We start from the raw sequence: 23,193 nt of genomic DNA, 5'->3' as shown, positions 1-23,193 counted from the left end.
GCGGTGGCGGCCACGTCGACGATCACCTCGCCGGGTGCGGGCGCCGGGTCGTCGACCTCGGTCCACTCCAGCACCTCCGGGCCGCCCGGCTCCTTAATCGTGATCGCCTTCATGTGACTTCCCCTCGATCGATGTTTACACCGCTTATATTAGCCGGAATGTGTGCGGCGTCAACATTCGAGTGTCCGCGTGTCACCCATGCCCGGGTCATCGCGCCCGCATAGGTCAGCTCACGTCGGTCACCAGGCGGCGGGCGAGCCGTTCGGCGGAGGCCGGGTTCTGGCCGGTGTAGAGACTGCGGTCGACCTCGATATGCGGAACCAGCGGAATGGCGCCCTTGGCGTAGTCGGCGCCGTACTCCCGCAGCCGATCCTCCAGCAACCACGGCGCCTTACGGGCGAAGCTGTTGAGCCGCTCCTCGAAGTTCGACAACGCCGTCACCCGGTATCCGGCGAACGGCCACGACCCGTCGGCTTGTCTGGCGGCCAGCAACGCGGCCGGTCCGTGACACAGCAGCGCGAGCGGCCGGCCGGAGGCGAGTCGGTCGGTGAGCAGCGCGCCGGAAACCTCGTCGTAGGCCAGGTCCTCCATCGGCCCGTGCCCTCCGGGGTAGAAGACCAGATCGAAGTCAGCCTGCTCGACCTCATCCAGGGACCGGGGAGCGTCCAACTCGCCCTGGATCACCTCGAGGTAGCGGGCGACCTCACGGATCGTGCCCGGCAGGCCCGCCAGGCGGCCCATGCTGAGCCGGTCCAGCGTGGGCCGCCGGCCGCCGGGTGTGGCGATCACGATCTCCCACCCCGCCTCGGTGAAGACCTTGTGCGGCATCGCCAGTTCCTCACCCCAAAAGCCCGAGGGGTGTTTCGTGCCATCGTTCAGCGTCCAGCGATCAGCTGCCGTAACCACGAACAACACCTTCGTCACCGTGTTCTCCCTCCGGATGGCTCGGGCACCGGCGTCAGTGCCACGCGCCGCCCATGCCAGAAGCGCCACGAAACAGCCGCACTCGTGACAGCCGCACATGTGCGCTGTGGCCTTTATGCCACCCCATGCACCCCCTCGAAACAGGCCCGCAGTAGGCCTGCGGGCTGAAAAGCCCGGCCGGATCGTCACCAGGCCGACCGCAGGCGGCTAGCCGCGAATCCGAATCAATACTGGCCGTGCACGATCACGTAAGTCCGACGATCAGAGAAGATCCCTTAACAGTCCGTGGATACCAGGACTGACCTTGGCGGACTCAATCGGCTGTCCGTGGGTGCACGCCTCTTACCGGCACCCCGGCCAGCGCTGGCCTCACCCAGCACCGGCACCTGCCGCCGATCCAGCAACGCCACCCATGTTTGGCAGTGTGCACCGCCTCCGGGGAGCCGCTCGATCTCGCCCCGGCCCGAACATCGGCAACACAGTTGTGCTGTCTGCCCAACTGTCGGTGAGGGTGGACATACCGTCCCAGCGATTGACGAGACGCAGCACCGGTATGCCGATTTCCTGCAGCGCAACCCCTACCTCGCACAGGCCACCTGCTGGACTGTCGTGCAGCCGATCACCTCCCCCTTAACCGTCGAGGCCATCGCCGAGCGACTCGGCGGACGGGCCGAGGACCTGGAACCAGAGCCTGACGACAATGTGGACGAAGCCGACTACGAAGGTGCTCTCTATATCAGCCACGACGACGCGTCGTTCATCTACGAGGACAACGGCTACCAGGGCAACCGTCCGGAGCTGTTGCGGCGGCTGAGCGACGGAGCCCGCGTGCTGAGCCTTTTCTGGAATGTCAACTAAACGGCCGGGCTGACATACGCCGCTTACGGCACGATTGTCACCGCGTTGGACCCGAAGTATCCCGGTGAGCGACGGGGCAAGACTCCGCACGTACTGGATACCGAGCTCACGGTTCTGGAGGCGGCGGCCGAACCTGGGGAGTGGCAGGCGGCCGCAATGGCTGTCGTCGAAGCCGTCACCGGAGTGAGACTCGATCTGCCTGACCCCAGCGCGCCACGACTGCTGGAGGAAACCATCCCGGATGACCCGCGTGCTCCCAGCGCATTGGGTGGTGTCGATCCCGATCTGGACGTTCGGCTGCGTCTGGCACCCGAGCCCGTACAGACGGCGGTGATCCATCGCGTCGTCAACGCCTACGTCACGGCCACCGGCCTGACGGACGAAGCGATGGTTCGGGAGGCGCTCGACCACCTCGCCACCGGCGGCGGTCATGCAAGACGAGCAGGGGCCGACCTGACGCCGCTCCTGGCCCGACTCATGGACGACAGGCGTGATGAGCAAGGAGCGGTTCTTGCGGAGGACCATCCTGTTTCGCGCCGCTTCTGGGCGGCCCGGGCTCTGGACGAGGCCATACCGGGACGCACTTGGCCTGATCGCCTGGATGCGATCGTCAACGCGCCCACGATCCCCGGCGACATGTGGCCGGCGCTACGTGCCCAGATCAAGACCATGATCGCCGAAGGCTGATTGCCCATCCGCGCTTCTCAACCGTTCGAATAGCCATGCCCTGGGCAGACGCACTCTCTTGGGCTGGTCACACGTTCGATCACGGCATCTAGGCCCAAAGGTGAGGACCGCCCACACCACCAGCGAAAGATGCTCGGCCAGCGCAGTCCCACCGAGCGTCTCGCTAGGCTTGTCGACGGTAACAATTGATCACTGTGTTGCGACGACCCCTGGAATTCGCCCAGGACAAAGGCACTCTCCCCTGTCCAGGTCAGCCTCTTGCAGCGGCCAGCAGCTCTAGTGAGGCCTTGCACCGCTCATCCGCCGGGAGACTCCCCCACCACGGGTGTCGGTTGATCTGCTCCGCCAGTTCCAGCCGCTCGGACCGCCGTTCGGCGAGGTGCTGCATCCCGTCCTCGTCCGTCTCCGCTTCCAGTGCAACGACGTCCACTCTGAAGGGCAGCGCCGCCGACAGCTTTTGGCAGTCGGCGTCCACGCGAAGGAAATTACGCTTCAGGTCGATCAGGTCTTTCGGCAGCTCGTACGCCATCTCGTCTCCCCCCGGATCGGTACCGATGCGGGCGAGGCTAGCCAGAACGGTGCAGGTCAGACGTCTGCGACATGCCCGCGGACCCTTCCATGGCCGGGGCATGGTGGAGACGTGGACGACGACACCGACGAGGAGCTGAGGAGGGCCCGCCGCCGGGGGTGAGCAGGCCGGCGAGCAACGCGACCAGGCCCATCCGTAGGAGTGAATCCGCGGCCCTCCTCGATGCGGCTTGCCCGAAAGCCTCCACGGAACGCCGACTGTTCTACTTGAAGGTGTGTATTTTCTAGGAATATGATTAATTTCATGATCAGGGATGACTCCCCCGAAGCAGTGCTGGCTCGGTTAGAGACTGCGTGCCTGGAGATCTACCGCGCCCTCGACAAGGGCATCAAGACCGCCGACGCCCTGCACGAACTCGCTGAGTGGAACAAGAAGGCCGATCCACACCTCCATCGCCAGATGACCCGCCGCGAAGCCATGGAGGAGCTCAAGCAGCTCAACCCAGAGCTCGAGGACGAAGACGACCTCGGCCTGCCCATGAGCGGCCTCATCTTCCATCTCTCGCAGGACATCATCCGGGTCTGGCACACCCAGGACATCAACATCCCCCGGCCTCCCACCGAGGCCAAGCGCAAGTTCGTCAGCCAGAAACCCGAGCGCGCCCTCCCGCTCGAGGGGCTGTTCGACTCGATTCCAGGTCACGGTCCCGCCGCCGAGGCTGAACCCGCGAAAAACCACATGATCATCCAATGGACCTGCGAAGGATCAGAGATCGCCCGCTTCGATCTCGTGCGCCCGGCGGGAGTCGCCGGCGCTCACGTCGCCGTCGACTGGCGCCAGCCACTCCTGGTCCGCTACACGCAAGTCCAGGACCTGCAGTACCGTCGCCGGGACAGCAAGAGCGGATCCGGGGAGGAAGCGGCACAGTGATCTACGGAACTCGGCTTACGCAAGCGCGCGAGTTCTGCCTGCTCACTCAGAGAGCCCTCGCTGCCGAAGTCGGCATCAGCCAGGGCACCCTCTCCAACGCTGAACGAGACAAGGCCGAACTGCCCAGCCACGTGCTGACGCAGATCGCCACCGCGACGGGCTTCCCTGTCGAGTTCTTCCAGCAGGCCCCGCGCGTGAGATTCGACGGACTTCCCACGCACTTTCGCGCCCGGGCCAGCATGAGCGCCAAAGAATCCAGCCAAGCCACCCGCGGTGGCGAAGTTGTGGCCGAAGCCGCGCTCGCCATGCTGGACCAGCTCGAAGGTCCCTCGCTGACGATCTCCATTCCGTCAGACAAGACCGCACCCGAGCAAGCCGCGCACGCCTTGCGTGACGCGCTGGGGCTCAGCCCCTCAGAACCCGCTCTCGGCCTTCCCGTCCTGCTCGAGCACGCAGGATTCCTTGTGGTGGCTCTTCCACTTCCCAGCGGACGCCGAGACGCCTTCTCTCTGTGGTTCCAGGGCAAGCCCTTCCTGGCCCTGCTGGACACCGACGCTGGGGACAGGCAGCTCTGGTCAGCCGCCCACGAGCTCGGGCACATCGTTCTTCACCATCAGGCTGGGGCGAGCAAGATCCTGGAGAGCGAGGCCGACGAGTTCGCGATGCACTTCCTGACTCCGCTCCACGCGATGCGGAAGGAGATTCCCGCCCATCCCACCATCCAGGACTTCGCCCTGCTGAAGCGTCGCTGGGGCGTCTCGATCGCCGCACTGGTCCGAGTCGCGCACCGTCTCACCATCATCGACGATCACCGCTACACAAGCCTCTTCAAGCAGATGGCCGCCCGCGGCGAGCGACTGCGAGAGCGAGCCTCCATCAGCCCCGTTAAGCCACGAGGCTTCCGCGCCATGGCAGAGACCTTGTTCGGCCTGCACCCTGCCCCAGGTCTGGCGAAGCTGGCCAACTGGACGCCCGCCCTGGCCGAGGAGGTACTCAACCGCCATGCCACCGGTGCCGAACTGCCCAGCCGCCGCGTCACCAACGTGATCAGCCTGAGTTCCAGACGTTCGCGCCGGGCCTAGCCCACGGCCCCGCCCGTCCCGAAAGGGCACCGTTGGCGAAGTAGATGGGGCCCGTCCCACGTCAGGTGTACCTGGCGGGGACACCGCTGATACCAAGGCGCCCGCGGGGATCGCGATGAGGTGCCCAGCTCTACGACGGCACCACGGGCGGTTCGGTGGATTTTGACGCCGGCGGGTGAGCGGCGGGTGGTGCTGAGATATTGCCCGGTCGCCGGAGGAGCTCGCCGGGCTGGGGATTGACCTGGCGGACCTGGTCGAGGCGACTAGCTTGCTTCCGACTTCGCTGGCGGGATCACGACGAGAGGCAGGAACGCCATAGTGACCGTGCGCTCTGGGTCGCTCGGGGAGCGGAGCAGGTAGTCCTGCCGGATGTCCGGCTCCGTGCTCGGCTTGGCCAGGACGAACGCTTCGTGCTCGCGGATGGCTGCGTCGGCCTTCTCGATGATGTCGGTAGGCGCCCCCTGGCCGATGAAGAGGATGAGCGCGGCCTTAGTGTCGCGCCAGCCTCCGTAGCCGAGGAGCTGGCCGATCGCTTCGCTGAACTTCTTCGGCCCACGCCACATCTTGCACTCGCCGATGAAGGCGTTGCGGCCTTGCCAGGTGAGGTGGAGGTCGGTCTTTCCCTTGTTGTTGAACACCTCGCCCTTGACGGCGCCCTCGTAGTTGGCGTTCAGCACGACGAGGAGCAGGTCGCGGAATCCTTCTTCGCCGAGGTCCTTGGCCCTGGCTGGGGTGCATTCCAGGGCGCGGCCCATGCCGCTGATGGTGCGCACGATGTCCTGGTAGACCGCGTCGGTCAGGTGCGGCTCGTCCTGGCCGGGGGCGGGCTCTGCTGGCTGGAAGCGCAGGGACTTCCGCTGCACGGGGATCGGGATCTGCCGCTCGAACGGCGCCGGAGCCAGCGGGATGAAGAGCGACGCGGAGAGTTCCTCGGCGTGGTCGAGCAGGCGCTTGTGTTCAGTGATCGCTCGGCTCACTGCGTCGCGCAGCCGGTATCGCCAGTTCAGGATGTCCTGTTCGGCCCGCTGGAGCCGATCTGCCAGCTCGCGCTGCATCCTTGTGACCGCCTGGTCGATCTCCTGGACCGTGAGACGCGGAGAGGCGGAGACGTTGAACTCGACGTGGGTGTTCGTGACGATTCCGTAGACGAGCGCATGGCGCCTGGTCGTGGCTGTCAGGTGGAAGGGTACGTCGCTCCCCGTGTAGGGGATCATGATCGTGATGCTCTGGCCGGGGACACCGCCGAAGTGGTCGCCGTTCCTGGAGCCGATGACCGTCTCACGCACGTTGGTGCGTTGGATGCCGGAGAAGTCGACCTTGGTGGGTTCAATGTCGTATTCGGCGAGCAGCTGGTTCAGCACCGCTTCGCCGGAGAACCGGATCAGGTTGGCCGGTGCCCGGTTCGCGGCTTCCCAGGCGGCAGAAAGCCGCTCCTATAAATAGGTGTTCAGGCTCCCGCCGGCGAATAGATCCATCGCGCCAGTCTGGCACCAAACCAGCTCTGAGACGTTAACGACGGAATGGCCTAGGTGCCCCTCCCCTGCCCCATGGGAAAACGAACGTGTCCCTGCCCCACGGCCCCGGCCGTCTCTACCTCGGCCCTGTCAGTGCCGATCCGCGCGGCCTCGACGTGTTCACCGAGATCGGCGAGATCCCCGCAGGCACGCTCACATTCTCACCCGGCCGGGACTCGCGGGGAGACGGTCGGCCGGTCCTGGACCTGGGCAGGACGCACGAGTGGACGATCCCGTCACTATGGTCGACGACGACTGGCGAGGCAGTCGATCTCGGCGCCGGTCCCCCGGGGTCGATGAGCAACACGCCGGCCCGGCCCTGCACGACAACGGCGTTGCTCTGCACGAACTCGCTCTCGTGGCCAGCACGCCCTCCGTGATGTGCCTCAGCATGAGCTTTCTGCCTCTCCGTTCGCGATTGCTTCAGAGATCGCATGAGCGCGGACGAGCGGCGGCAATAGGTAATGCTCTGGAGCGGTCTGCTCGACGAGATGATCGGCATCCAGCCGGTCGAGGTGCCGCCGGACTCGTTCGAGCGGCACCTCGACGAGCGCAGCAAGCGGCTCCGGCTGCAACACATGCCCCGGATGAAGGACGGCCGCTATGCGAAGGGTGCGCCTGGCAGCAGGGTCAAGTCGCTCATAGGACCAAGACAGCGCGCGGCGGACATCCTGGTCACCGTCGCCCGCCTGGAGAGCGGCCATAGGGTCCCGCTCAAGCTCGTGCGCTATCGTCTCGGCGGACAGTCCCGGTACGCGCGCGAGCTTTTCCCCGATGATGCGCAGGGCCAAGGGCAGGTGCTCGCACAGGTTGGCCAGGGCTTTCGCCTGCGCGGGTTCGCGGCGCAGGCGGTCGAAGTTCGTCTGCTTGGCCAGCAATTCCAGGGACTCCTCCGGTGCCAGGGGGCCAAGGGTGATCCGTGCCGCAGAGCCGCTCGTGACCAGGCCACGTAGCTGGTTGCGGCTGGTGATAACGACCGCTGGGCCGTTGCCGGGAAGCAAAGATCGGACCTGGCAGGCGTTGCGGGCGTTGTCCAGAATGATCAGCATCCGGCGGCCTGCGGTCCGGGAGCGGAACATCGCGCTGGCCTCGTCCCCCTCGGTGGGGATGTCGGCGGAGGGCACCCCCAGAGCACGCAGCAAAACTCGCAAGGCCTGCTCGGGAGATAGCGGGGGCAATGCGTCGAAGCCCCGAAGGTTGAGGAAGAGCTGGCCATCAGGGAAGTCACCGGCAGTGGCAGCAGCCCGGTGAATGGCCAGCGCGGATTTTCCAACGCCCGCTCGGCCCACAATCACGGTCGTGGCCGAACTTCTTATGGCCCGGTCCAGGGTTTCGAGCTCACCGGTACGTCCCACGAAGCCACTGATGTCGGCGGGCACCTCCCGCGGCGGAAACTGGTCGACAGCATTCGCTGTCATAACAGGGGACGGGCCGTTCACCGTAGGCATCGGCGTTCCGGCCAGGACCTCCTGGTGGAGGTCACGAAGTTCGGCACCGGGGTCGACGCCCAACTCCTCACGAAGGTGGCCGAATGCCTCACGGTAGGCCTCCAGCGACTCGGCCCTGCGGCCGGCTTGGTGCAGGGCGCGCATTAGTTGGGCCCAGTGCCGCTCGCGCAACGGGTGCTCCAGCGTCAGCCTGCGCAGTTCGGGAATGAGGTCAACTGCCGTATCGTTCGAAGAAAGTTCCAGGTCGATGCGTCGTTCGACGGCACGCCTGCGCTCCTCTTCCAGTACGGCGATGTCCTGACGCAGGGTGGCGGAAGCGACGTCTGAGCAGGCGGCGCCGCGCCATAGGGCAACTGCCCTGCGCAGCAGCGCCACCTCCTGCGCGGGTGTATCGGCCCGGCCGGCCTGCGTCAGCAGATGACGGAACTCCAACAGATCCAGCTGGTCAGGGTCGAGCCGGATCTCATAGCCCCCCGGCCACGTCCGGATGATCGTGTCGTCCTCGATCCACTGCCTCAGCCGTGCGACATACGTCTGCACAACACGCCGCTCGTCTAGTGGCGACTGATCTCCCCACAGCCGCCGCGACAGGCTCTCGATGGAGACGACCTGGTTGGGGTGCAGGAGAAGACTGGCCAGTAGGGTGCGGTTCTTGGTTCCTGGTACGGGGCGCCAGATACCGTCGCCGAGGCTGACTGTGAGTGGTCCCAAGACGGAGAAGCGCGGCGACAGCCTGTGCTTGCGCATCGGGCCACAGGTCTCGTCGACGACCTCGCCAACCACCATGATTCACTCACCTCCGAAGTCGCATGCCCCTCTCGCCGGTACCAGCCTTGGACCGCGCCGAGTCCAGCAGCAACCCTTTCGAAGACTCTCAAAACGTCTAAGCGCCGCTCACGCAGCTTCAGCACGCAGTTCACCGGCGTCGCCTCCCGGAGATCTCGTGGCCAGCCTCCGGGCGAGGACGAGTGCGAGTTGCAGATGGCAGCGCTGGTGAAGCCCACTGGTCTCCTTGGATGCCTCTACATGCCGCCTTCTCCCGGTTCAGCCCCATGATCGCCACCGACCCGCGCCCGACAGTGGGGACGTGCGCGGCGAGGTCATGCGCCCTCACGTGGGCCAGCACAAGTGATCTTGGCCCCGTCCGGATTCAACCCGCCCGGCGGTCTGGCAAGAGGAGGCATTCGATGGTCATGAGGGAGGCGACTCCCCCGATGGCGAGAGTCGGCCAATCGGTCGGCAGCCTGGTCCTGGAGGTGATCAGCGGTCGGCGGAGAGTGCCCGTTCGATGTTGATCAGGGCCGTCAGGTGCTCCGCGGTCAGGGCTCGGCCGAAGTGCCGGTCGATTGATGCGAGATGCGCCGGGGCTGCCTCCTCGTAGGCTCGGCGTCCGGCTTCGGTGACTAGGACGTCATCGCCGCGACCGTCCAGTTCGCAGGCCTCTCGCGCGATCAGACCGCGCTGTTCCATGCGACCCAGTTGGCGAGACAACCGGCTGTGGGCCCATCGCAAGTGGCCAGCGAGGGGGCCCACCCGCACGCACATCTGCGTGTGCGCCAAGTCCGTCACCGCGGACAGCACCTCGTAGTCAGGCATCGACAGGTTCGAGTTCTTCTCCAGGTCGCGCGCGATCGCCGGGTCCACCAGGAGCTGGAGCCTGCGATAGGCGGCCCAGGCCTCGTGCACGGCCTGGGTGGAAGGGCTGGGTCGCGTCATGGGTCCACTTTACCGGAATTTAGTTACATGTAACGGGATTGGGTGCTAGGTTCTTCGTTACACGTAACGAAGAACGATGGAGAGGACGACGCGATGGAGCGGATGTTCAACATCAACGGGATCGAGCTGGCCACCGAGTCCTTCGGCGATCCTGCCGATCCGGCGATCCTTCTGATCCACGGTGGCGGTCACAGCCTGCTGAACTGGGATGAGGAGCTCGTTCGGCGCCTGGCTGCCGGCAATCGCCATGTCATCCGCTTCGACAGCCGCGACGCCGGCCGCTCGACCGGCTCCCCCGCCGGGGCCCCGCCACACGCGCTGCGCGACCTGGTCGCCGATACCGCCGAACTGATCGGAGCCCTTGGACTAGATCGTGCCCACCTCGTCGGCATGTCCCAGGGTGCCGCCATCGCCCAGCTCGTGGCGCTCGACTACGCCGATCGCGTAGCCACACTCACGCTCGCCTCCTCGACACCCGGCGGTCCCGGCCACCGCCACGACGACCTGCCGGGCATGACGGAGGAACTGCAGGCCCTCTACGCGGCCGAACCGCCCGAGCCGGACTGGCAGGACCGAGAGGCCGTCATCACCTACCTGGTCGAGGCTGAGCGGCCATTCGCCGCAGCCGGCCACTTCGATGAACCAGCCGTACGAAACCTCGCCAGTCGCGTCGTTGATCGCACGATCGATATTGCCGCACAGCTGACTAACCCGTTCCTCCTGGATGCAGGCGAGCCCTGGCGGCACCGGCTCAGCCAGATCAAGGTCCCGACACTGGTCCTGCACGGCACCGACGACCCCTTCCTGCCTCTGGAGCATGGGCGTGCCCTGGCAGCGGCGATCCCCGGCGCTCGCTTCCTCGCCATGGCCTCGACCGGTCACGAAACCTTCCCGCGGCAGCACTGGGACACGATCGTTGCCGCGATTCTCGATCACACCGCCGAACGTTGATGGGACCCCACTCGTGCTCGCCATGGCTCTTGCGCTGGGCGCCGGACTTGGCTGGGGGGCCTCTGACTTCCTGGGAGGGCTGAAGAGCCGCTCCCGCCCCCTGCCATCGGTTCTTCTCATCTCCCAGGCCACCGCTCTCGTCCTGCTCGCCATCGTCACCGTCGTACGCGGCGTCGGCCCACCCGATGTTGCATTTCTCGCCCAGGCAGTCATCGCGGGGCTGGGTGAGACGGTGGGCATCGCCGCTCTCTACCGCGGCCTCGCTGTGGGCACCATGAGCATCGTCGCCCCCGTAGCAGCGCTGGCTCCCGTCATCCCCCTCATTGCCGGGCTCGCGGCTGGGCAGGCCCCGGGCGCACGTCAGGGCGCCGGGCTGATGCTCGCCACCCTCGGACTGATCATCGCGTCGCGCGGCCCAGCGATCGGGGCAGGGAACCGACCATGGGCGAGCATTCTGTACGGACTGCTCGCAGCGCTCGGATTCGGAGCCTTCTTCCTCACCATGGCCAGCGCCGGTCTGGCCGACACAGGCTGGGCTCTCCTGACCGCCCGTCTCACCACCGTGCTGGTGATTACCTCTGTCATCGTCCTCACGCGTCACCGCGTCGCCGTGCGCAGGAACGATTTGCCGGTGCTTGCCGTGATCGGTGTTCTCATCGTCGCGGCCGATGCCCAGTATGCGTGGGCCTCAATGCTCGGTCCGGTGAGCGTCGCGGCCGTACTTGGCTCCTTGCACACCGTTGTCACCATCATGCTCGCCCGGATCGTGCTGAAGGAGCGACTTACCCGTTCGCAGGCGATCGGCATCGGCGTAGTTCTTGCCGGGGTCCTGACTCTCTCGCTGGCTTAGAGCTGCTAACGCAATGGATCCAAGCACGGCAGAGATCACTCTGTTAGGCGCTCTTATAGCGGTTGCCCGTAACGAATGCGGGGGGTTCCCACAATGGCCCGGTCGAGAGGGGTGTCAGTACCTTCGGCAGGTGCTCTTAGCCACGCCAGGTCAGGCGCCTAGCGACAGCGAGCGAGGATTTCGCCTCGGGGTCGCCGATATCAACCCGTCCTCATCGACCACTCGAGTACCGGGTCCCAGCTTAGGGCGCCTTGCAATCGTGGTGACCTGCCCGCCAGCGCTTGCCCTAAGGCGGTATCCGGCTGCTGACCAGAGGGACAGCGACACCCCCCGCTGGCGGCGTTCTACGGCCTCGCCGAGCACCTGGGCGCGGCGGCCATGTGACCGTCGCCAGCCGCCGGACGCGCCGTGCACCGACGCCGCTCAGCTGGTTCAGACGCCTTGGAGGATCCCCAGGACTCAGAACATTGACGTCCCTGCTCGCCATGGCCGCTTGAGCCTCACGTTGCGTCAGGTTCTACTCTCACCACTCAAGAGGCCGCACAGGAGACGTCCAGAGCGGTCCATCCGTCGCAATGACCTCATGGAACGCCATCCAGGATTCTCTGGTGCCATCGGACGAGACACACATGGTCAAGATCACCAACGTTACCTGCATCGACATCGACCCCGGAGGCAGAAGAGCCGCGACGAGCGCTTGGCCGGGTCGAGTCCAGCACGTTCTTCCGTAGGCACGATTCGGTGTTCATAGCCCGCTGGGCAGCCGCTCTCGCCGAGATGTCCGTACTGACACCACGTCCGCGCTGTTCGAGACCCCTTGCGCAGGCCCTCAGCCACTCGTCCAGGCGTTCTCCCGATCCCCGCGTCAATCGCTTTCGGGCGACAGCTCGCGAGCAGACGGCGCGCGAGGTGCCGGCCACCGCAGGTGAGGCGCTCCGGCTGAGGCGCTGCGGCAGGGTGGCGTGGCCTTGTCACCGCGATCAGCACCATCGCACTGAATGACGCCACGTTGTCGTGATGGAGCAGCTTGTGACCCCTCGGGCGAGACAGAGGTGGCCGATGAGAGGACAGACCAATGCATGGCTACTCACAGCTACATACCGGCGCGCTTGACGACGTCAACGTCACCGTTTCCCTGCATGCCGGCGCGACACTACTGTCGCTGATCGCGGGCACGCTTGGCGGCCGGCCACATGGTGTGCCACGTCACTGGCAGCGAGCTGTTGCGGCGGTCATCGGCGACGACGCCGTCATCCTGCGTCCGCTGTTCGACCCTCACTACTCGGTCATCCCCGACTGCCTGACAGCTACCTCCACCATGGCGGAGGCTGACATGCGCGCATATCTGAGTGCTCTCGCGGAGCTCGACGACTTCATCCTCCTTCGAGAACTGGAAGCCGAGTTCGGCCCTGTCCTCCCCCGGCACTGGCACCCGGTAGCCGACTGCCCGGGAACCTGGATACGCGCCTACGCCGGTGTCATGAACCGGTTGTGGGAGGAGTTCCGCACCGTCTGGAAGAGCGCCGACACCCTCCTTCGTAAGGAGCAGGAGCGCATCGGTCTAGCCGCCGTGACACGCAGCCTCCCGGCTCTTCTGCCGGGGCTGAGCGAGCGCCTGATCAGCGACGGCGCCTCCATCCGGCTGCCGGACCAGCAGGGCAGGTCCTTCGATCTCAGCGGGCGACGACTCACCTTCGTGCCCGTCATCTCAGGCCAAGGCGCGTGCCTGTTCTCCTTCGACCAACCTGGCCCCGCGTGGATCGGCTACCCCCTGCCCGCAGTCGGCCTGCTTTGGGGCGGCCCCACCGGTCGGGCCGCCCGCGACGATACCGACAAGCTCGCTCTTGCCCTCGGTCACACCCGGGCCGCCATTTTGCGGCTGGCCGGGACCCCCATTCCCATCGGAAGGCTCGCCGCACTTCTGAACTGCTCGCCTTCCACTGCCAGCTACCACTGTGACCAACTACAGGCGGCCGACCTGCTCAGCCGTCACCGTCACGGCCGCCACGTCCACGTCAAGATCACTGAGCGTGGAGACGAACTTCTCGCCATCTTGGCATGACCGCCTTGCCGAAAGGATCTCACCTTGCCCCCCACGAATCAGAGGAACCGGTCTTGGGCTCCTCTTTGGCCTGCGTACGCCGCTGCAGGGTTCGTCGGCCTTTTCTGCGCCGTTGTACTCGTTCTCGCTGCTGTCAACACAGTCGCCGAAGGCGCCTGGCCCGAAGGAGACGGCTGGATCGCTCTGGGGTCGGTGGGGCTCAGAATTCTCACGATCGCGCTCGCATTGGCCAGTGTCCGCCCCTGGGGCAGGCGGCTGCCTGGCTGGCTCGTTCTGGGCGGGCTCTGGGGTTCGGCCGCAGCCCAGTTCGTCTATCCGGCGCTGGAACTCATTGTCAAAGTGCTTATTCTGGCCGGTGTCCCGATCGCGCTCCACAAAGGGATCAGCAACATGTCCGCGACGGGCTGGTTCAACTTCGCGGCCGCCTGGGTGGTCTTCGGAATCCCGGCTGTCTTGTTCGGGCTTGCGGCAGTGTCCTACCAGCGCCGATCCGCGGCGTCCCCCCGCTTTGCGTGGCTGGGCGTTCTGGGGGGCAGCGCAGCGCTGTTGCTGATAGGAGTCCTCATCGGATAGATGATGACCGGCTTGTAAGGGCACAGGACACCACACGCCGCAAGCCGCCGGTCCACCCAGCGTGGCCGGCATGCCGAGGCACGGCCCTGTGACCCGCCCTGCGAAGCATCCGACATTCGGAAGAATCAGAGCGCATCGTCCAAGCCTTCGACCAACGGGAGGGCCGCTGCTCAGCGTCGCCCCCGTGTGACGGCTGGCGGAATTCCCGAGTTCGCCGCCAACGTGGTGAGTGATGACCAGCGCCTGCGACGCCTGGTCAGCCGCTGCAAGCACGAGGTCCAGCCTTGGAGGACGTCGGGTGTCCGGCGTTCTATCCCGACGCTGACCGTCGCATGCGATCAAGTCTCAGCTCAGCCAATCGGCGGGGATGAGCTTGGTCCCACCCCGCCGATGTGCGGCTCGTGACCGGGACCAAGGTTGGAACTTAGGCGAGCGCGGCGGCGGCCGACGCTGCACCGACCCGGCGCAGCGCACCTTCTGCCGGCTCGTCGGGGAATCGGGGCGGAGGCCGTCTACACCACTGTCATCGACAGTCTCGTCATCAGCTCACCCTGCTGGATGCGAGAGCATCTTGGCGCGGACGCGGGTGACGCAGCCTTGTCCGTGGGTTCCCGCCAGGGCCGCTGGGTCGTATCCGGTAGATCAGCGGCGGGCGAGTTTGTCGTAGCGGGTGGCGATGCCGCGCCATTGCTTGAGCTTGTTGAAGCAGCGTTCGATGACGTTGCGGCGGCGGTAGGCGGCCGGGTTGAACGCGGGAGGGCGTTCGCTGTGTCAGCCCCGTCGTTGCCGTGCGGCCTGCTGGTCGGCGCGTCCGGGAATGGTGACCTTGATGCTTCGGGATCGCAGGTGGCTGCGGATGGCGCAGGAGCTCTAGGCCTTGTCGGCGATGACGCGATGGGGGCGGATGCGGGGTCGCCCGCCGTGCGGCCGGGCCACGGTGATCTGCTCCAGGACGTTGGTGAAGACGGTGCAGTCGTTGACGTTCCCGGCAGTGAGGAGGACGGACAGGGGTAGCCTGCGTCCGTCGACGGCAAGGTGCAGCTTGCTGGTCAGTCCGCCGCGGGATCTGCCGAGTGCCTGATTCGTCCCGCAGGCTTCCCCTCTTTGCGTGCGCCGGCCGCGTGCTGGTGGTCACGCACGATGGTGGAGTCCACGCTGACCGTCCAGTCCAGCCGGCCGACGGCGTCGTCATGGACCTGCACCTGCTGGAGCAGGGCGTCGAAGGTGCCGTCGGCCGCCCAGCGCCGGTAGCGTTCGTAGACGCTCTTCCCGTTGCCGTACCGCTCGGGCAGATCTCGCCAGGGTGCTCCGGTGGCGAGCTTCCACAAGATCCCGTTCACGACCGTCCGGTGATCCAGCCACCGCCTGCCCTGGACCGGCTGGACAGGCAGCAGCGGCTCGATCCGAGCCCACGCGGCATCGGTCAGTTCATGACGACGGACCATGCCACCATCACAACCCGACCAGGTATCGACCTCAGCCGAACGCCAAGATCTAACGGACACGCCCTAGCCGACACGACCACCTCGATATCCCGGCAGCGGGTGACCGCTCGGTCTTGGTCGCGGACAAGGTGGCTTTCGAAGCTGTCGGCACACCTAAGCTGCGAACTTGGGCTTGTATCTGGACTTGTAGCGGTTGCCCGTAACGAACGCGAGGGGTTCCCGCAATGGTCCGGTTGGGAGGGTGTCAGTAGCTTCGGCAGGTGCTCAGAACCACGCTTGCCACCATCTGTCTGGCTTTGGCCCCCGCCACTGCCCCGTCGATCCCGACGTCTGTCGACGCCTATATCGAGCAGTACCGCGAGGCGACGGGGCTACCGGGGGTCGCGGTGGCGATCACGAGGGGGGCCGAGGTCGTCCACGCCACCGGGCAGGGTAGGAGCGCCGTCGGCGATCCGATCACTGCCGAGACGCCCATGGCGGTGGCCTCGGTCAGCAAGTCCTTCACCGCCTTGGCCATCATGCAACTGGCCGAAAAGGGCAAGGTCATTTTGGACCAGCCGGCGCGCCGCTACCTACCTGAATTCACGATGGCCGACCCACGGTCCGCTAAGATCACCATACGGCAGCTGCTGAACCAGACCTCGGGTATGGCCGACTCGGCCTTCCCCGAGAAGAGCCTGCCACAGCCGTCCACGCTCGAAGGCGCCGTGGCCCGGCTCAGGACGGCGAAGCTCGCCGCCGATCCCGGGACCACCTTCAGCTACCACAACACCAACTACCAGGTCGCCGCGCGACTCGTCGAGGTGGTCAGCGGCCAGCCGTTCGCCGGCTACCTCAAGGCGAACGTGTTCGAGCCCCTCGGCATGCGCCACAGCACGACTATCAACACCGATCGCGACCTGCCCGGCAGCGCACGCGGCCACCTGTACGTTCTTGGACAGCCCGTTGCCGTTCCCGAACCCACCGCGTTCGGGAACGGCTCGGGCGGAGTCCTCAGCACTGCCAACGACATGGCGCGCTGGCTGATCGCGCAGAACACCGATCTCCTGTCGCCCAAGGCGGTCAGGGAAATGCGCACGCCGTCCGAGGCGAACCAGGAGTACGCCCTCGGATGGACGATCGGCAAGACCGCACGCGGCACCCGCGTGGTCGAGCACGGCGGCGACCTGTTCACCTCCACCGCTCACCAACTGCTGATGCCAGATTCCGGGTACGGCGTCGCCGTCATGGCCAACACCGGCATGGCCTTCTCCGACGCTCACGCCCTCATGACCGGCATCGTCGCCATCCTCGAGGGCGGCAGCCCGCAGTTGCCCTCCACCAACCACCAGTTCCTCATCGACGCGCTGTTCACCTTGCTGACGCTGGTGAACATCGGGCTCGCGGCGCGGGGAACCCTGCGTGCCCGGCGCTGGTCCGCACGCCACACCGGGTGGCAGCTATGGCGGCTCGTGCCGTACCTGATCCCGCTCATGTTGTGCCTGACACTCGCCCCGATCCACCGCGTCATGGCTCAAGGGCGCGACGCCATGTGGATCCAACTGGCCTACCTCTACCCGACCTTCATGATCTGGCTCGTGACGGCCGCAGCCGCAGGCGTCATAGTCATCGCAGCACGCCTCTGGGCGCTGGCGGTCGGCCGTACAACAGGCCCCGACAAATCGGCACCACTAAGGATTCTCAGACCTACCACCTGAATAACTGGCTCGTCACCGGGGGCCGTGGGCAAGGGACCGCAGGTAACCGACAGCCCTCCTCTCAGCAGGCTCTTGACCTGGTGGGCGCCGGCCAGAACGGGCAAACGAAGCTGGGTTGAGAGGGAAGACTTGCCTGGCACGTGTGCATCGCCGTAGCACTGCATGGGCTTCCTTCCCATGGCCTTGCCCCAAGTTCCCTGGGCACCCCGAGACGTTCCCGGCCTGGGGTGCGGTCACGTCCAGCGAAGTGGTGTATGAGTTGACCTTCGCGTGATCCTGTTTCTGCAGGTTAAGCGGTAAGTGTCTGCGGCAGCGGGTTCTGTGCCGGTGTGTCGCCTGGGATCACTCGCATGCGGGCCTTGGCCAGAACGTCCAGGCCCATGTAGCGGCGGGCCTCGGTCCACTCATCGGTCTGTTCGGCCAGCACCGCGCCGACGAGCCGGACGATCGAGCCGCGGTCGGGGAAGATCCCGACCACGTCAGTGCGGCGACGGATCTCTTTGTTCAGCCGTTCCTGCGGATTGTTGGACCAGACCTGTCGCCAGGTTTCCCGAGGGAAGGCGGCGAAGGCCAGCAGCTCGTCCCGGGCGGCGTCCAGATGCTCGCACGCGGCCGGATACTTCGTCTCCAAAGCATCGATCACCCAGGCGTGCTGGGTGTGAACGGCCTCGGCGGTGGGCTGGTCGAAGATGGTGCGCACCAAGGTCGCGACCCATGGCTGGGCGGACTTCGGGACGGTGGTGAGCAGGTTGCGCAGGTAGTGGGTGCGGCAACGCTGCCAGCAGGCGCCCGGCAAACTCGCGCCGATCGCCTGCACCAAACCGGTGTGAGCATCGGAGATGACCAACTGCACCCCCGACAGGCCGCGGGCGACCAGATTGCGCAGGAAGGCCAGCCAGCCGGCGCCGTCCTCGGCCGAGGTGACCTCCAGGCCGAGGATCTCCCGCTGGCCGTTGGCGTTGACGGCGGTGGCGACCAGCACGTGGACGTTGATGATCCGTCCGCCTTCGCGGACCTTCTGGGTCAGGGCGTCCATCCAGAGGAAGGTGTATGGGCCGGCGTCCAGCGTGCGGGTCCGGAACGCCTCCACCTGCGCATCCAGCACCTTGGCCATCTCCGAGACCTGGCTTTTGGAGATGTGCTTGATGCCGAGTTGTTCGACCAGCTTGTCCACCCGCCGCGTTGAGACGCCGAGCAGGTAGCTGGTAGCCACCACGCTGATGAGCGCTTGTTCGGCCCGGCGACGCCGTTCCAGCAGCCAGTCCGGGAAGTAGGAGCCGGAGCGCAGCTTGGGGATCGCGAGCTCAACGGTGCCTGCGCGGGTGTCCCAGTCGCGGGACCGGTAGCCATTGCGCCGGTTGGTGCGATCCTCGCTGCGCCGGCCGTATCCGGCGCCGCACAGGCCGTCGGCCTCGGCCGACATCAAGGTTTCGGCCATGGTCTTCACCATGGATCGCAACAGATCCGGATCGCCCCGCTCGATCTGCTCCGCCAGCCAGCTTGCGGGGTCCACACTGTTGGTCACGGTCATCGCTGTGTTCTCCTTCGATCTTGGTTTCGCAACCTGAAGGATCACGCGATGGCCGTCTTCATTTCACGGCGCCACGCCTGTCACCAGCGAAAACTCGTACACCACGTCCGTGGACGCAACCCTGGGGTGCCCGCAGTTTACGAAACTCCCACGATGACTTTTGCAGCAGAACGAAGGCGGGTTGAATGCCGAAGGAAGGCATTCTGAAGGAACGCGCCGCTACCATGCCGTTGCCCAAGAACGATCAGAATGAGGAAGCGTAATGCGTAATACGATCATTGGCGCAGCATTGGCAACGAGCCTCGCGCTACTGCCGGGCATCCAGGGAACAGCCGCCGCGGAAGCCGCGATCGCCAATTGCAACTGGAACAAAGCGAGGCTGAACGTCAGCAAGACGCTCTATCGCACAGCTACAGGCTGGACCCCTAAGGGATCGGTTCCCAAGGGAACAGTGATTATCTTTTACTATACGAAGCACCCGCGCCTTTCGGTTCCGTCGCGTAACGGATACATCGCTCCGGGTTCGATGACAGTTCTCGACGGGGGAACGTGCGCGTCCTAATGACGCTCCCATCTCCCAGAACTGACCCCGTCATGTGACGCAACGAGAGCCTGGAGATGCAAGGCGGCCTGCGTAGCAAGGCAGGTCGCCAGGCCCGCGCCGACCATGACCTGGTGGCCGCTTCAGAGTATGGCGTCTGGCGCAACAGTGCCCGGCCATAAACCCATGCCAGAAAGGATACGGATCGCGACTATTCGCACTTCCCACTCTGAGAGGCAAGTCGTTGCACTATGACATTCATCCAGCAGCACCGTTCACGTAATGGAGAAACCATGAGTGCCTTCGCTTTGGCGCATCTGAAGAACCCGAACTCTCATCCCGACGTGCTGGAGTACATGGAACGGGTGGACGAGACGCTCGTCCCCTTCGGGGGCTGGTTTGTAGTACATGGCGCCGAGCCTGATGTTCGGGAAGGGCAATGGCCCGGAACTATCGTCATCATCGGATTCCCCAGCCTGCAGGCAGCACGGGACTGGTACGACTCACCCGCGTATCAAGCGATACTGCCCCTGCGAACTGGTCACATCGATAGCACGGCAATCCTCGTTGATGGCGTCGCTCCGACCCATCAGGCGGCAGACATGGCGGCGATCATGAGGGCTGCGGCGCAAGCCTGACCGGCGATCTGAACAACGGTTCACGCTCCTGCATGAGGCGAGACAGGCCTCGACGAGAGTGGCGGCCTCCGCGGCGTTGCAACAAGGAGGCGTCTGAGCCAGCTCAAGCGCCGGGCGGCTCGGACCGATACTGACCGTTGCGGCGGTCCGGGCCGCGAACTGGCTGTCCGGCAGGTGCAATCCACGGCGACCTGCCAGCTGACTAGGCCTGCGGCGTCGGCCGGCGCCTGCAAGTGGGTGAGGATCTGCCGCCAGACACCGGCGTTGCAGACGAGGGACAGGCGGGAGGCCGCTTGGCGGGAGCCGTAGGACTTCGGCACATCCCGCCATGGCGCCCCGGCCCGTATCCGTCAGCTTTCGGCTGGGGCAACAGCGATTCCAGCTGGACCCTGCTGCGCGTATCAGTGAGGTCGAACCGCCGTGTCACCGCTGCGGTAGTCACGAGGTCTCCGTGATGCGGTTCGTCGTCGATGAACCCTCTTGAAGAGGCCTCTTCGCTTACCTGGCGACGACACGCCGTTCATCAGTTCTAGACACGCCATAGCTGCACCTGTCGTGAAACTCGTAGCGGTTGAAGGCCGCAACAAGCCGTCGCTCTCACAAGTGAAGACATTGGCGACGGACCCGGCTAGTCCCAGTACAGGCGCTCATCAGGAGAAGCGGTTGTGCGCTGCTGGGGCCGGCACGCTACAGCTTGCCGCACGCTTGGTCATACGGTTTCGTCCCCAAGGACTTCTTAGGTCATCGAGCACCTTCTTCTCAGTACTCGCCTCCGCCCTCGTGCTCTTCCGAACCGTCAACCGGCACGTGCCCTTTCCCTCGGCCAGCTCCACGTTCATGTCAGAGCTCAGCTTGGTCTCAGAATCTGGCGAGCGCTGGGCAGGCGAGAGATCCCGGCTCGGCCAATCTCGATACTGTAAGAACCCTCACTAGGTAGCTCCGGAGGGGCAGAGGGGCCACCTGTGGTGCGCGCAGAATCCTGAAGTGAGAGCCGACCCGTCGACCACCCGCCGGGCCGCTCGTAAGGTGGTTAGCCAGCCAAGCTTCACGCGGTCTATGGGCAGGCTCCGCGGCTGCCGAACGAATGCTGGCAGCGGGGCAGCGCGAGGTCACGCACAGGTCCTGCGGTGACAGACTGCGTCCGGATGCCCCAGCCGAGACCGGGGCCGGCCTCGCACACGGATCGAGATCGTCCGCGCCGACAGGGCCCGCCTTCCCACAGGATCCGCACTCACCTGAGCTCCTGCGGCATCCCGGACCGCCATCCCGGAGGGGTTTCAGAAGCACGCAGGGAGGAGACAGCCCGACCCCATACCTGGCCCGAGCATCCGGCCGAAGGTGCGTGCGGACCAGGTCGCCGGACGCTCACGTACTCGACTTGCTCACTCCCATTTCACCAACCTGGCCAGCGTGATGAGGTGGCTGGAGTTGTTCGGGATGAAACCTGTGTATTTGGCTGCAACCAACGTTTTCACCTGTGAGCCCCATTCGGCCAGGTCTAGCCACGAATGCAGGAAGTAGTCCGTCGCTCCAGCGGAGCCGCTTCCGTCTACTCGCAGGCTGAAGACGGGCGCTGTGATGGAGCCGTTCCACATCTTGTTGATGAAGGTGTTCTTGAAGGCGGCCATGTCGGCCGCGGTGAACACGGTGCTTTGCCGGTAGAACTCCAGGAAGGCCGAGAGGTCGACGTTGGCATGAGAGAGGTCTTCCTTGGTGGAAGTAGTGGTTGCGTAGTTCCAGATGTAGGCGCCGTTCAAGGTGACCAGGTCGTTTCGTGCCCATCGGGCCATCCGTGATGCGCGGTCGAGGTAGGTGGGGTTCTTCGATACCGAAGCAAGCACGATGAGAAGGTTTGCGAAGGCGAGCGGCATGTTATACGGCAGTTCGCTGCTAGACCGTGCGTGGCTGAAGGCGTCGACATTCGGAGATTGAACATAGGTGCCTTCGGTGGTTCCGATGGGCTGCCATGTATTGCCGATATAGGAGCTTGACTCCCAGCGCGGCACGATCTCATGCTCCAGGAAAGCCCGGTACGAGACAGCTTTCGCGTTGTAGGCCGACAGATTGGGTTGGCTGCCGACAAGCTGAATGAACTCTGCGATGGGGATGCCGATCATGGCGTCATGGACGATGTAGGGGAAGAGCCCGCTGAGTTTGATGTCGTCGAAGGAAGCCGAGCCGCTGCTGGCGTAGCTGCCGTGTTCCAACCAGACTTCGAGGGAGCGGCCGGCGGGCAGCAAGCAGGTAGTTTCCTTGTAGGTCCAGGTACTGGCGGTGTACTCAAGCATGCACAGCGGGGTGGATCTGTCTCGGAGCACGACGCGGCCGGTCACAGAGCCAGAGCGCTTGCCCCAGCCGCGCAGCACATAGGTGGTGCCGCCCTCGTAGGCGGCGTTGACCGCCTGATGGAGCTTCTTCCAACGAGTCTGGTCGGAGACCAGTTGTACAGATTGGGTGCCGGTTCCTGCTGGGACATCGGTGGTGCGGTAAATGTGCGTCCCGGCATCCTGGAAGCGAGTCCAGTTGGCTGGCTGAGCGCCGGTGCCGGTCTCGAAGCTTGGGTTGAGCAGCTCGACTGGAGAGTAGCGGGCCGTGCTCCAGCCGAGAAAGCCGTCACGGTCGATGTCGTCAGCATGCGCGATAACGGTGTCGGCGTGGGCGGTGAGCTTGTCGAGCCACCTGGTGTCTCGCGTCTTGCGGTACACGTCGAGGTAGCTGCGCATGACGTAGCTTTCGTTCCAGGCCAGGTTCTCGCTGCTTTTGCTTCCGAGGTGACGGGTGCCGATCTGCGCCTCGAGCGTCTGGTAATCATCAAGCCAGCCTGGGGCGGCGTTCGTAGCGGGCAAGGTGTGCGCGCTACCTAGCATCAGGGCGACGGCGGTGAATAGATGGACGAACATCCTGTCTCCGTAGAGGGGCATCTAAGTCAGTGACGTGCTGAGAAAGGGTTGGTCTTCGCTTCGTTGCCGGCAGGCTTTAAGTTCGGTCGACTCATGGCACGGACCAGTTATGAGGCGCCGCCGGCGCGTGGCCGGCGGCGGTGGGAGGTGGTCTCGGGGTCTAGAACACGTGCCGCCAGGTTCCCCAGCCTTGGCCGATCTTGACGCCGGTGCTCACGTCATTGCTGTTGTTGCGGTACCAGTACAGGTCCCCCGCACTGTTCACGCCGAGCACATCGGCGCGGCCGTCACCGTTGAAGTCGGCGGCGAACACGTGC

General features: G+C 65.3%; 17 protein-coding genes and 2 pseudogenes. 10 read left to right on the top strand and 9 right to left on the bottom strand.

Annotated features, from left to right (window positions below):
* A pseudogene (locus AB0I67_RS41615) lies at positions 1-113 on the bottom strand (NAD(P)H-quinone oxidoreductase); the annotation flags it as partial.
* A 112-nt stretch (positions 114-225) separates the two neighbouring features.
* On the bottom strand, positions 226-906 hold the full coding sequence (locus AB0I67_RS41610) for a type 1 glutamine amidotransferase domain-containing protein (RefSeq protein ID WP_357936231.1): 681 nt from the start codon (positions 904-906) through the stop codon (positions 226-228).
* Between the two features lie 627 nt (positions 907-1,533).
* Between AB0I67_RS41610 and AB0I67_RS41605 the strand changes: the two genes are divergently transcribed.
* Positions 1,534-1,782: a DUF6461 domain-containing protein gene (locus AB0I67_RS41605; RefSeq protein WP_357936225.1), complete on the top strand. Its 249-nt coding sequence runs from the start codon at positions 1,534-1,536 to the stop codon at positions 1,780-1,782.
* Positions 1,783-1,827: 45 nt separating this feature from the next.
* Positions 1,828-2,469 carry a hypothetical protein gene (locus tag AB0I67_RS41600; RefSeq protein ID WP_357936223.1) on the top strand — a complete coding sequence of 214 codons (642 nt, stop codon included), beginning with the start codon at positions 1,828-1,830 and terminating at the stop codon, positions 2,467-2,469.
* Positions 2,470-2,719: 250 nt separating this feature from the next.
* Here AB0I67_RS41600 and AB0I67_RS41595 read toward each other — a convergent pair whose 3' ends face one another.
* Positions 2,720-2,998, bottom strand: coding sequence for a hypothetical protein (locus AB0I67_RS41595; RefSeq protein ID WP_357936221.1), 279 nt, complete (start codon positions 2,996-2,998; stop codon positions 2,720-2,722).
* Positions 2,999-3,301: 303 nt separating this feature from the next.
* Between AB0I67_RS41595 and AB0I67_RS41590 the strand changes: the two genes are divergently transcribed.
* Positions 3,302-3,928 carry a hypothetical protein gene (locus AB0I67_RS41590; RefSeq protein WP_357936219.1) on the top strand — a complete coding sequence of 209 codons (627 nt, stop codon included), beginning with the start codon at positions 3,302-3,304 and terminating at the stop codon, positions 3,926-3,928.
* On the top strand, positions 3,925-5,010 hold the full coding sequence (locus AB0I67_RS41585; RefSeq protein ID WP_357936217.1) for an XRE family transcriptional regulator: 1,086 nt from the start codon (positions 3,925-3,927) through the stop codon (positions 5,008-5,010). Before AB0I67_RS41590 ends, AB0I67_RS41585 begins: the two co-directional genes overlap by 4 nt.
* A gap of 263 nt (positions 5,011-5,273) precedes the next feature.
* Here AB0I67_RS41585 and AB0I67_RS41580 read toward each other — a convergent pair whose 3' ends face one another.
* The 3 genes from AB0I67_RS41580 to AB0I67_RS41570 form a co-directional block, all read right to left on the bottom strand.
* Positions 5,274-6,371, bottom strand: coding sequence for a hypothetical protein (locus AB0I67_RS41580; protein ID WP_357936215.1), 1,098 nt, complete (start codon positions 6,369-6,371; stop codon positions 5,274-5,276).
* Positions 6,372-6,910: 539 nt separating this feature from the next.
* On the bottom strand, positions 6,911-8,758 hold the full coding sequence (locus AB0I67_RS41575; RefSeq protein WP_357936213.1) for a BTAD domain-containing putative transcriptional regulator: 1,848 nt from the start codon (positions 8,756-8,758) through the stop codon (positions 6,911-6,913).
* 474 nt (positions 8,759-9,232) lie between these two features.
* Complete coding sequence (locus AB0I67_RS41570; RefSeq protein WP_357936211.1) at positions 9,233-9,688, bottom strand: MarR family winged helix-turn-helix transcriptional regulator; 456 nt, start codon at positions 9,686-9,688, stop codon at positions 9,233-9,235.
* A gap of 93 nt (positions 9,689-9,781) precedes the next feature.
* Between AB0I67_RS41570 and AB0I67_RS41565 the strand changes: the two genes are divergently transcribed.
* The 4 genes from AB0I67_RS41565 (at position 9,782) to AB0I67_RS41550 (ending at position 14,124) form a co-directional block, all read left to right on the top strand.
* On the top strand, positions 9,782-10,639 hold the full coding sequence (locus AB0I67_RS41565) for an alpha/beta hydrolase (protein ID WP_357936209.1): 858 nt from the start codon (positions 9,782-9,784) through the stop codon (positions 10,637-10,639).
* 22 nt (positions 10,640-10,661) lie between these two features.
* A complete protein-coding gene (locus AB0I67_RS41560) occupies positions 10,662-11,489 on the top strand; it encodes a DMT family transporter (RefSeq protein WP_357936229.1) in 828 nt (275 codons plus the stop codon).
* A gap of 1,075 nt (positions 11,490-12,564) precedes the next feature.
* Entirely contained in the window at positions 12,565-13,551 is a 987-nt protein-coding gene (locus AB0I67_RS41555) for a winged helix-turn-helix domain-containing protein (protein WP_357936207.1), read from the top strand.
* Between the two features lie 24 nt (positions 13,552-13,575).
* Positions 13,576-14,124, top strand: coding sequence for a hypothetical protein (locus AB0I67_RS41550; protein ID WP_357936205.1), 549 nt, complete (start codon positions 13,576-13,578; stop codon positions 14,122-14,124).
* A 642-nt stretch (positions 14,125-14,766) separates the two neighbouring features.
* Here the strand turns inward: AB0I67_RS41550 and AB0I67_RS41545 are convergent.
* Positions 14,767-15,569: pseudogene (locus tag AB0I67_RS41545) on the bottom strand (IS5 family transposase).
* Positions 15,570-15,829: 260 nt separating this feature from the next.
* On the opposite strand from AB0I67_RS41545, the gene AB0I67_RS41540 reads away from it, so the two are divergent.
* Positions 15,830-17,266, top strand: coding sequence for a serine hydrolase domain-containing protein (locus tag AB0I67_RS41540; RefSeq protein ID WP_357936203.1), 1,437 nt, complete (start codon positions 15,830-15,832; stop codon positions 17,264-17,266).
* 289 nt (positions 17,267-17,555) lie between these two features.
* Here AB0I67_RS41540 and AB0I67_RS41535 read toward each other — a convergent pair whose 3' ends face one another.
* On the bottom strand, positions 17,556-18,797 hold the full coding sequence (locus AB0I67_RS41535) for an IS256 family transposase (protein ID WP_357936201.1): 1,242 nt from the start codon (positions 18,795-18,797) through the stop codon (positions 17,556-17,558).
* 792 nt (positions 18,798-19,589) lie between these two features.
* On the opposite strand from AB0I67_RS41535, the gene AB0I67_RS41530 reads away from it, so the two are divergent.
* Complete coding sequence (locus AB0I67_RS41530; protein WP_357936199.1) at positions 19,590-19,976, top strand: DUF1330 domain-containing protein; 387 nt, start codon at positions 19,590-19,592, stop codon at positions 19,974-19,976.
* A gap of 1,382 nt (positions 19,977-21,358) precedes the next feature.
* Here AB0I67_RS41530 and AB0I67_RS41525 read toward each other — a convergent pair.
* Positions 21,359-22,876: a hypothetical protein gene (locus tag AB0I67_RS41525; RefSeq protein ID WP_357936197.1), complete on the bottom strand. Its 1,518-nt coding sequence runs from the start codon at positions 22,874-22,876 to the stop codon at positions 21,359-21,361.
* Positions 22,877-23,193 lie beyond the last annotated feature (317 nt).

It is taken from the genome of Nonomuraea sp. NPDC050310 (assembly GCF_040655795.1).
Classification (GTDB): Bacteria; Actinomycetota; Actinomycetes; order Streptosporangiales; family Streptosporangiaceae; genus Nonomuraea.
The sequence above is the reverse complement of the archived record's forward strand: the minus strand, read 5'-3'. Positions and strand labels throughout refer to the sequence as shown.

Bases quoted from the DNA above. Each gene is read 5' to 3' on its own strand.
- AB0I67_RS41560 (WP_357936229.1), top strand. From the start codon at position 10,662: ATGGCTCTTGCGCTGGGCGCCGGACTTGGCTGGGGGGCCTCTGACTTC.
- AB0I67_RS41535 (WP_357936201.1), bottom strand. From the start codon at position 18,797: ATGACCGTGACCAACAGTGTGGACCCCGCAAGCTGGCTGGCGGAGCAG.
- AB0I67_RS41530 (WP_357936199.1), top strand. From the start codon at position 19,590: ATGACATTCATCCAGCAGCACCGTTCACGTAATGGAGAAACCATGAGT.
- AB0I67_RS41575 (WP_357936213.1), bottom strand. From the start codon at position 8,758: ATGGTGGTTGGCGAGGTCGTCGACGAGACCTGTGGCCCGATGCGCAAG.
- AB0I67_RS41555 (WP_357936207.1), top strand. From the start codon at position 12,565: ATGCATGGCTACTCACAGCTACATACCGGCGCGCTTGACGACGTCAAC.
- AB0I67_RS41595 (WP_357936221.1), bottom strand. From the start codon at position 2,998: ATGGCGTACGAGCTGCCGAAAGACCTGATCGACCTGAAGCGTAATTTC.
- AB0I67_RS41570 (WP_357936211.1), bottom strand. From the start codon at position 9,688: ATGACGCGACCCAGCCCTTCCACCCAGGCCGTGCACGAGGCCTGGGCC.
- AB0I67_RS41565 (WP_357936209.1), top strand. From the start codon at position 9,782: ATGGAGCGGATGTTCAACATCAACGGGATCGAGCTGGCCACCGAGTCC.
- AB0I67_RS41525 (WP_357936197.1), bottom strand. From the start codon at position 22,876: ATGTTCGTCCATCTATTCACCGCCGTCGCCCTGATGCTAGGTAGCGCG.
- AB0I67_RS41590 (WP_357936219.1), top strand. From the start codon at position 3,302: ATGATCAGGGATGACTCCCCCGAAGCAGTGCTGGCTCGGTTAGAGACT.